This window comes from Bifidobacterium cuniculi (genome assembly GCF_000741575.1).
Classification (GTDB): domain Bacteria; phylum Actinomycetota; class Actinomycetes; order Actinomycetales; family Bifidobacteriaceae; genus Bifidobacterium; species Bifidobacterium cuniculi.
This window is the reverse complement of record NZ_JGYV01000017.1, coordinates 116,962-125,664: the sequence shown is the minus strand read 5'-3', so window position 1 is coordinate 125,664 and position 8,703 is coordinate 116,962. Positions and strand designations below refer to the sequence as shown.

Genomic DNA, 8,703 nt, shown 5'->3' with positions numbered 1-8,703 from the left:
AGGACGGCGCGCAACGCGGCCGCCGCTTGCGTCTGCCCGTCCAGTGCGGCGCGGCACTCGGCGGCCGCGCGCGACAGGTCGGCGTCACGGTGCCGCGCGTGCGCGACCAGGCCGCCGGCCGCGGCCGCGCACAACGCGCACGCCACGACGGCGACCGTGATGATCCCGCGCATGCGGCGGCGCGGTTCATGCGGCTCCTCGTCGCACACCCGTTCCAGCGCCTGCGCGTCCCCGGACCCGTCGCCGTCCGCGTCGTCCGGTGCCGGGCGGGAGGCGGGAGCGGGCGGGCGGGGGTCCGCGTCACCGTCGTGCACGGCCGTGCGCGACGGGTCCGGCACGAGCATGGGCGGCACGCGCCACGGGTCCGTGCCGCTTCCCTCGCCGCTCATCGTCTTGTGGCGGCGCCGGGTCGCGTCATGCGGCGCAGCGCGGCGTCCGCGTCCGCCGCCGGCCCCCCGTCCAGACGCGCCGTTTCGTCCTCCGCGAGCCTGTCGCGCGCGTGTTCGGGCGCGTCGCCGCGCGCATAGGCGGGCACCAGCGCGTTCGCGAACGCGCGCGACAGGCTCGTGCGCATGTCGTCCTCGCCGATCGCGTCCCACAGGCGGTCCAGGTGCGCCTTGAACTCCATCGCGGGGTCGTTCACGAGCCAGGACGCCATCGCGGCGACCCGGTACGCGCCGAGCCTGTCCGCGCTCTCGGGGATGCCCGCGGCGAGCTCGGTGAACGCCCGCGGCACGTCCCGCCGGTAGTGGGCGCGCACGGCCCGCTGCACGTTCCAACCCGCCTTGTACATGACCTTGTCGGCCAGTTCGGCCATGACCTGGGCGGCCTGCAGCTGGCCGCGCTGGTCGAGCCGTTCGCGTTCGGCGAGCAGCGTGAACCGTTCCGGGTCCAGCCCCGGGTCGATGATCTTCGCGATCACCGCGTCGAAGAGCGCATGGTCGTCGCTCATCGCACGGCACGCGTCACGGTAGCGGCGCTGCGCGTCCCCGTCGTCGCCCGGCCTCCACCGTTCCGAGCGCATCGTGTGCTCCATCAGATCCCACATGGCCTGCGCGTGCGCGTCCATGAGCGTCCTCCTTCCCGCCCGGCATCGCCCAGGCGTCGTTCGTGTCCCTGACGTCTTCCAGCATCCCGCGGCATGCGCTTGCGCGCGGACCACGCCCGCGGCTTGCCCGCGGGCGAAGACGGGAAGGCCCCGTCCCGCGTGTCGTGCGGGACGGGGCCTTCCGGTGCGGCCGATGGCATGGCCGGCGGCGAGAGAAAAGGGGGGAAGAACCGCGCGGCCGTGCCATCGCCGCTCAGGTGCGCCGCGCCGGACGGGAGRGGGGGGGAAGAAGAACCCGCCCAAGCGCGGCGCAAGCGTCAGCGTCGTGCCGTGTGGCGCGACGCGTGCGTGCCGCGGCGGCGCACGACGAGCAGCAGTCCGCCGCCCAGGCCGCCGGCGCAGATCACGGCGGCGGCGATCAGGCCGAGCGCGGCGCCCGTGGACGCCAGCGGGTTGGCGCGGTAGCCGTTCCAATCATCGCTGTCGTGCACCGGGGTGTCGTAGCATGGGCCTTCCTGCGCCACGCCGGGCTTGTCGTCGAACGGGTCGTCGTCCACGACCGGGCATTCGACGACCGGCGTGCCCGTGACGCTCACGCGGTTCGTGTGCTTGTCGCCCGCCTTGACGCCCTTGAGCATGGCCTTGAGCGTGACGGACTGGCCGGGCTTGAGCACGAGCGTGTCCCAGTCCTTGGGGTACTCGATCTCCTTAAGCTCGCCGGAGCCGGCCAGCAGCGTGTCCTTGAGGGTGAGCTTGGCCAGGTCGACCTTGCCGGTGTTGGTGATCTTGATGCCGATCTCCTGGTCGGCGCCGTCCATCTTGAGCGCGTCCTTCGTCTCGTCGCGGTCGCCGAGTTCCTCGCCCGACGCCAGATCGTACTTCTCGACGTCGATCGACGGGGTCTGGTCCGGGGTCTTGGTCCACACCTCGTTCGAGGGGCGGTCGGTGCCGTTGAGCGTCTCGGTGAACCGGTTGACGATCTTGTCGCCCACGGCGATGCGCGTGCACTGGACGTAGGCGCGCCATCCGGCCTCGGCGTTCGCCGCGCTCACGAGGTCGAGGTAGCGTTGGGTCGCCGTGATGGTGATGGTGCCGTCGTCGGCCTGTGCCAGCGTGAACAGGTCGCCGCCGAACCTCGCGGAGTCCACGCCGCTGCCGGCGATGCGTTCGCCCTTGGAGGCGAGCTTCGTGTCCCCGTCGCTCAGGTCGCGCGTCGCGTACACGGCCCACTGGCCGGTGTACTTGTCGTGCGCCGTGTCGATCTTGTCGACGATCTTCCAGTCCGACACCTGCTGGTAGGCGCGGTCGGCGGGCAGGACGGAGCTGTCGAGCTGGTACAGGAACGTCGAGCCCAGGTAGACGCTCTTGCCGTTGGCGGACTCGTCGCCCATGTTGACCACCACGTCCTTGCTCGGGTTGATCTCCTTCAACGGGTTCGACACGACATTCGTGGTGTCCTTGCGGTCGTTGGTGATCTGGGTCGCCTGGTTCTTCACCACATACCCATCGGTGACCTTGGTGACGGTCATCGGCAGCACCACCTGGTACTTCTGGCCCAGCAGCGACTGGTCGATGTACGCGTCCTTGAGCGGATCCAGCTTGCGGTCCGCGTATTCCTTGAGGTCCTCGGGCTGGGGGTCGCCCTTGAGGGTCTCGCCCGTGGCCGGGATCTCGGTGTCCACCGTACGCGCGAACACGTAGGCCACGCCGTCGCGGAACTCGATGTTGAACTTCGAGGTGACGTCCTTGCCGGCCGCGTCGAGGACCTCGACGCCCGTCTCGTCCGCGGCCAGGTACTCCTGGTCGTAGTCGTCGACGATGCCGGCGCGCTGGACGCGGTACGCCAGGTCGTTCTGGTCGATGTGCTCCAGGTCCAGGCCGATGCGGTAGTAGACGCGGTCGCCCAGCAGGGCGGTCTTGCCGTCGATGCTGATCGTCGGGTCGGCCTGCGTGTCCTGCTTGTCGGGGGTGATGTCCGGCGGGATGTTGAACACCTTGTTGCTCGGCGTGAGCGTGTTGTTCAACGTCAGCATCCACTGGTTGTCGACCTTGGTGTCCGCGGGCGCGTCCTCGCTCACGGTGCCTTCGAACCGGATCATGATCCGCGGGTTCTGCCCGTTGCGCCAGTTCGCGGCCACGTACGCGTCCGTGAACGTGAGCGTGAACATGTGCGCCTCGTCATCCCACTGGGTGGCGTACTGCTTCTTGCTGATGCTCTTGCCGGTCGACAGGTCGGTGACTTCGAGCGTCTGCTTGTCCGGCACCAGGTGCTCGTCGTACTGGTCGGTGACGGCCACATGCTCCACCTGGTACGCCAGGTCGCCCGGCAGCTTCGGCTGCGTGGTCAGCTGGTACTCCACCTTCTGACCCGGGAACACGATCTTGCCGTCCACGCTTTCCTGTTCGCCGCCCTGCGAGGATTCGGACACGACGTCCTTGACGACCGGGGGCACCCAGCCGCAGATCCACGGCTCGTTCGTCGGCACGCGATGCCCGTTGATGGTCTCCGCGCCGGCGTTGGTCAGCTTCGCGTCCGAATCCGGCACCGTGCAGAAATCGACCTCCGCGCCCGGCTCCTTGCCGAAATCGGCGCGCACCTGTTCGGCGCCGCCGCCGTTCGCGAAGTTGATCGTGCCGGGCACGACCATCGAATACTGGCGGTGGCTCTTGAGGCCCTGGAGGCCGGCGAGATGCTCGTTCTTCATGTGTGCGATCGCCTTCGTGCCCTCGATCGTGATGTCGAACTGGTCGGTGACGTCGGTGCCCTTGTTGGCGATGTCGGACACGCTCGACTCACGGTCGGACTGCGCGTCGGCCATGTACACGCGCACCGCCGACACATCGTCCGCGTCGAAGATGTAATCCGCGTCCTTCCAGTCGTCCTCCAGCTCGAATGCCGTGGGCGCGTCGATCAGGTTCGCGCTCACCGTGCCATTGACCACGGATGCGACTTTGTCGCCGTCCATGAACCGGTTGCGGTCCGCGCCCGTGGCGTTCGTCTCGTCCGGGTCGATGACCGCGGCCCACGAACCGTCCGCGTTCTGCTTGATCCACGACTTGTCAGGGTTCGGCGCCCAGGTGGGGAACTCCTTCTGGTCGGTGTCCTGGCTCGTCTCGTTCCAGATGACCGTGCCCTTGTCGGTCACCTTGTTGATGTCGGGCTTGGCGACCGTCACGTCCAGATGGAACGCGTACGTATGCTCGAGCGGCATCATCGTCGACGTGTCCTTGCGCACCGCCGTCACCGCGTTCGCCGCCTTGTCCCAGCCAATCGTGAACTGCTCCGAGATGTCCTTGCCATTGTCGGATTCGTCCACGACCCGCATGTTCGACACCGTGTAGTCGATGCCGTTCGGGGTGATCACGTCACGGAAGGTCATCGCGTATCCGCCGCGTCCCGTCGAACTGCGAATGATCGTGTGGTTGACCATCTGGTCCGCGCTCACGCCCTGCTCGATCTCCTTGACCGGCGGCTGCGGCGGCACGTCGACGATCCTGAACGACTCGGACGCCTCACGGTCGGCCGTGTCAACGGCGGCCTTCATATTGCCTTGTTTGGCGATTTTCACGTCGAACCAGTGCGAGCCGGCAGGCCATCCGTTGGTGAATCCGAAGTCGGCGGGGGCGAACTCGGGGGTGCGCGTATCGCCATTCGTGGTGATCTTCACGGTCTTGGTCACGCTCTTCGCGGCCACGTACTTGTTGCCGTCGAAATGCATGATCGCTTCCGCGTTCACCTGCTGCGGCTCGCCGCCCGACTGGGACGCGTGGATTACGTCGCTCACCTTGTCCATGCTGCCGGCCTTGAGATCCTTCGGCGCGGAGACGTCGGTGCGAATGGTCAACTCATAGTCCAGCGGAGGCTTCGGCTGGTACTTGTTGAGCACGATCACAATGACACCGGGCTGTGGCTTGGCAGCCTCCCGTTGCATCAATTTCGTCACGCTCATCGACGGATCATCCTCGAATGGGTAGTCGACCTTGTATCGCTGGCCACCATGCTCATATGTATTAGGTGCCACGTCCTGGTCCCAGAGCTGCTGCCACATATCCTGCGCAGCCCAGCCCGAGCCGTCGTCCTTGTGAGAGGCGGCCACATAGACCGCGCCTACACCCACGACACGGCAATCCGCCGCGCCCTGGCCCGGATGGTGCGCGGCGAAATTGCTCTCGCACTCGGCGCGCGCCGCGTCTAGCGATGCCTGCGCGCGCGTGACACCCGCGCCCGTCACCGTCACGCCAGCCGCATTGAACGCGGCCTGCACGCTGGCGAAGCTACTAGCGGGGCCGAACGAGCCATTCGCGTTGTCTCGGTATTGCCAGAACATGGCGGGCGCCTGATCGCCGCCCGTGCCTGATCCAGATCCAGATCCGCCGTCCGCAAACGCCGCCGGAGCGATCATGCCCAGCATGGTCGTGGCGGACAGCAGGGCTGCGGCCGATCTGCGCCACAGCCCCTTCTTCAGATTGTTCCTCATAGGGAATCTCTCTTTCCACTGTCCCGGCATCCGTCGCGCCGGACGCCAGCGATGGCGCATCTCGCCACCATGTGCCATCACACCATGCATCCGACGGCGCCGCGGACCACGCGCGCACACGACAAAGGCGGCCGCCGACGCACGTCGACGACCGCCCTCGAAAAAGATCAGAGATCAGAAGCCATTATGATTGAACCCGTCATCAGTAGAATCCGGGGACAACGGCCCTTGATTGTTACTGTGATTGAAGATCATTCCGCCGCTTCCGGTGCTGGGTTTGCTGGGTGTCGTGGTCTGCGGGGCGCTCTGCTGCGGCGCGGCCGGCGCCGTGTACTGGGGCGTAGCGGGCGCCGTGTACGTCTGCTGGGGTGCGGTGTAGGTCGGCGTGTACGACTGCTGCGGCGCGACGTACTGCTGCTGCGCCTGCGCGTTCGCCTGCGCCTGCGCTGCGGCAGCGGCTTCGGCTTCCTGGCGGGCCTTCTCCTCGGCCGCCTTCTTGTCCGCGTCGGTCTTGGCTTTGACGGAGGCGTCCACCTTGCCCATGAGGTCCTTGAGCTGCTTGGCCTGCGAGTTCATCGCCTTGACGTCTTCGCCGTCCTTGGTTTTGGCGGCCTTGTCGATCATGGCCTTGAGATCCTTGCGGGTCTTGTCGTCCTTAACCTTGCCGTCCGTGCTCTTGACCTTCTCCTGCGCGGCCGTCAGCTGCTTGGACAGGGCGTCCCTGGCGTCCTTCAACGTCTTGGCGTCATACGAGGCGTTGACCGCGTCCACGGCCTTCGACAGGTCGGCTGTATGCGTGTCGTACCATGCGGCGTTCTCGTCGATGCGTTCCTTCGCCTCGCGCAGTTGGTCCACGCCCTGCACGTTGCATGCGGCCAGGGCCGGCGCCTCCTCCTTGTAGGTGTCGGCGAGCGTGGTGACGGTATCGCCGTCTGTGACCTGCTTGTCGGTGATCTTCACGGCCTCGGCCGCGTCCTGGTCGTGCAGCGCGTCGTACTTGTTGCGTGCCACCCGCAGCGTCTCGCTCGCCTGCGCGCACGCCTCCTTCGCCTCCGCCAGCTGCGCGGACGCGGAATGCTGGTATACGGCGACCGCGCCGCCGGCGGCCAGGACGGCGACCAGCAGCGCCGATCCGATGACGGCGGCGGTCCTTCTCGTCCGCTTCCTGCGGTCCGTTGCGCTATCCGCGTTCATGGTCGTTCTCTCCTTCGCTTGTCTCGGGCGGCGTGCGCCCGTCGATGTCCGGCGTGAAACCGAGCACGTAGTCGGCGCTCACGCCATGCCGGTGGAAGAACTCGAAGTCGCGGCGCACCCATTCGCATTCGCCGCGTTCCTTGACGCTGAGCGTCGCGGCGGTGATGCCCATCATCGCCGCCAGGCGTTTCTGCGTGAGCCCCCGGCCGCGACGCCACAGGGCGATCGGGTTGTCCCGCTTCCGTTCGGTTCCGGTCATGCTCCCATCATACCCCGGAATTAGACGACGTCTAACGTTGTCGTTTTCCGCGCGGCGTACGCGCACGGATATGACGACGTGGCGCCTTGACACCATGGTGCCAAGGCGCCACGTCGCGTCAGCGCGCCGGGGCGGAGGGCGCCGGCGCCGCGCAGGCGGCCGCGTCGGCCCGGTCGGCTTCCACGTCCCAGTCGTAGCGTTCCGTGTAGAACGCGTAGTCGGGTTGGAAGTCGGAGTCCTCGTATGCGGAGCGGATGCCCTCGGGGGTCATGGCCTCGACGTCGGCGGCGGAGTACTGGCCGTTGTCGCACAGCATCCAGGCCTGCTCCTCGAGCCGGTGGCCCTCCCATACCTCGTCCCAGGACTCCGCGGTGACGTAGTCGCCCATGTCGTTGATCCGGAAGCAGCCGCCGACCGGCAGTTCCGTCCAGCCCATGGAGCGTCCGTTCAGGCCGTCCGCGATCCTGTGCGCGCGCTCCACGAACGCCGCGCCGACGGGCCGTCCCTCGTGCACGGCCTCCTGTGTCCCGTCATGTGCCATGATGCTCCTCCTCGCCAGATAGTTATATATCTATATAGTTATTTATATAATGGTTGGTGTTCATCGGGCGTACCCGCCGTCGTGGGCCCACGGCGCGTACAGGGACTGGTCCGTCGCCGCAGGCGCGAACGGACGGCGCACGGCGGCCCGTTCGGCCTCGGCGAGCCAGGCGGGGTCGAGGGTGTCGAGGTTCGCGGGGATGTCGGTGTGGGCCCATACGGCGTGCGCGCGGCCGTCGAGGTCCGTGAACGCAGCGAGCGTGTCGATGACGTCACCGAGGCCGGCGTCGTCGATCGGCGAGCCCGCCATGCGCCTGGCGGCGCCCCACTCGTACAGGTCGGCCGCCATATCGTCCCTTCCCGTCCATCCCGCGCGGTCCCGCCCGGGCGTGCCGAAGGCGTGCAGGCGCGCGGGGGAGACCGTCGGCCGCGCCGGCGCGCATCACGGTCGCGTCCCCGGTGCCGTCCGCGAAGCGCGCGTAGCGCGTCTCGAGGACGCCCTCCTCGCCGAACCATGCGTCGAAGAAGGTCGGCTCCCGGGCGTCGGGACCCGTGGGGCGCAGGTCCGCCGGGCCCAGGCCGGTGCCGCGCAGGTCGCATGACGTCAGGTCGCACCCCGCCCAGTCGGCGGCCAGCAGCGAGCGGCGCGGCCAGGCGCGCAGATCGAGGCCGCGCACGGCCTCACCGGCCGCCACGGGCGGCGCGCCGGGCGCGAAGCGCGAGATGTCCCGCGGGACGGCGGGCAGCATCCACCCTCCCCCGACCTCCAGCGCGCCGGCGGGGAGCCCCGCGGCGGGCACGGGTTCGGCGCCGAGCACAGCCGACGCCAGCGCGCCGAACCCGCCCGCGTCCAGATCCGGCCGTTGCGCGCGCAGCCGGCGCAGCGTGACGGCGACGGCGACGCGCGCGTCGCGGCGCAGGTCCCCGTCGCCCGCCGCGATGCAGTTGCGCATCGCGCGCGAGGGATCGCCGGGCAGCGTGTAGAACGCGATGCATTCGCACGCGTCCCGCAGCAGGGCGCGCATCAGCTCGAACCGTCCGGCCTCGTTCATGGGGCGCCGTCCCCTCGCCCCGCCCGTGCCTGCCGCATGATGCCTCCTCCCGCCGAACCGATGGACAACGTGCGTCCATTGTCGGCGCGACGCGTCCGGGGCGCGGACCACCCCGCCCCGGACGGATGGCAA

Annotated in this window: 8 protein-coding genes; all 8 read right to left on the bottom strand. The window is 68.5% G+C overall.

Translation table 11 applies throughout. From position 1 onward, the window contains the following. On the bottom strand, positions 1 to 389 hold a 389-nt coding region (locus BCUN_RS08740), incomplete at its 3' end, for a hypothetical protein (RefSeq protein ID WP_034258605.1). Further along, the gene (locus BCUN_RS08735; RefSeq protein WP_034258604.1) at positions 386 to 1,069 is read right to left on the bottom strand and encodes a hypothetical protein; all 684 of its coding nucleotides are present in this window, start codon (positions 1,067 to 1,069) and stop codon (positions 386 to 388) included. The genes BCUN_RS08740 and BCUN_RS08735, both read right to left, overlap by 4 nt. A gap of 296 nt (positions 1,070 to 1,365) precedes the next feature. Next, a complete protein-coding gene (locus BCUN_RS08730; protein WP_051920975.1) occupies positions 1,366 to 5,526 on the bottom strand; it encodes an LPXTG cell wall anchor domain-containing protein in 4,161 nt (1,386 codons plus the stop codon). A 174-nt stretch (positions 5,527 to 5,700) separates the two neighbouring features. Continuing rightward, positions 5,701 to 6,720 carry a coiled-coil domain-containing protein gene (locus BCUN_RS08725; RefSeq protein ID WP_051920974.1) on the bottom strand — a complete coding sequence of 340 codons (1,020 nt, stop codon included), beginning with the start codon at positions 6,718 to 6,720 and terminating at the stop codon, positions 5,701 to 5,703. Further along, positions 6,707 to 6,979: a helix-turn-helix domain-containing protein gene (locus BCUN_RS08720; RefSeq protein ID WP_033518143.1), complete on the bottom strand. Its 273-nt coding sequence runs from the start codon at positions 6,977 to 6,979 to the stop codon at positions 6,707 to 6,709. Before BCUN_RS08720 ends, BCUN_RS08725 begins: the two co-directional genes overlap by 14 nt. Positions 6,980 to 7,097: 118 nt before the next feature. After that, a complete protein-coding gene (locus BCUN_RS11585; protein WP_051920973.1) occupies positions 7,098 to 7,520 on the bottom strand; it encodes a hypothetical protein in 423 nt (140 codons plus the stop codon). A gap of 60 nt (positions 7,521 to 7,580) precedes the next feature. Further along, positions 7,581 to 7,868 (bottom strand): hypothetical protein, encoded by a 288-nt coding sequence (locus BCUN_RS08710; protein ID WP_034258602.1) that lies wholly within the window; start codon positions 7,866 to 7,868, stop codon positions 7,581 to 7,583. Further along, positions 7,792 to 8,571 (bottom strand): hypothetical protein, encoded by a 780-nt coding sequence (locus tag BCUN_RS08705; protein ID WP_034258600.1) that lies wholly within the window; start codon positions 8,569 to 8,571, stop codon positions 7,792 to 7,794. The genes BCUN_RS08710 and BCUN_RS08705 overlap by 77 nt, the downstream gene beginning before the upstream one ends. Positions 8,572 to 8,703: the final 132 nt, after the last annotated feature.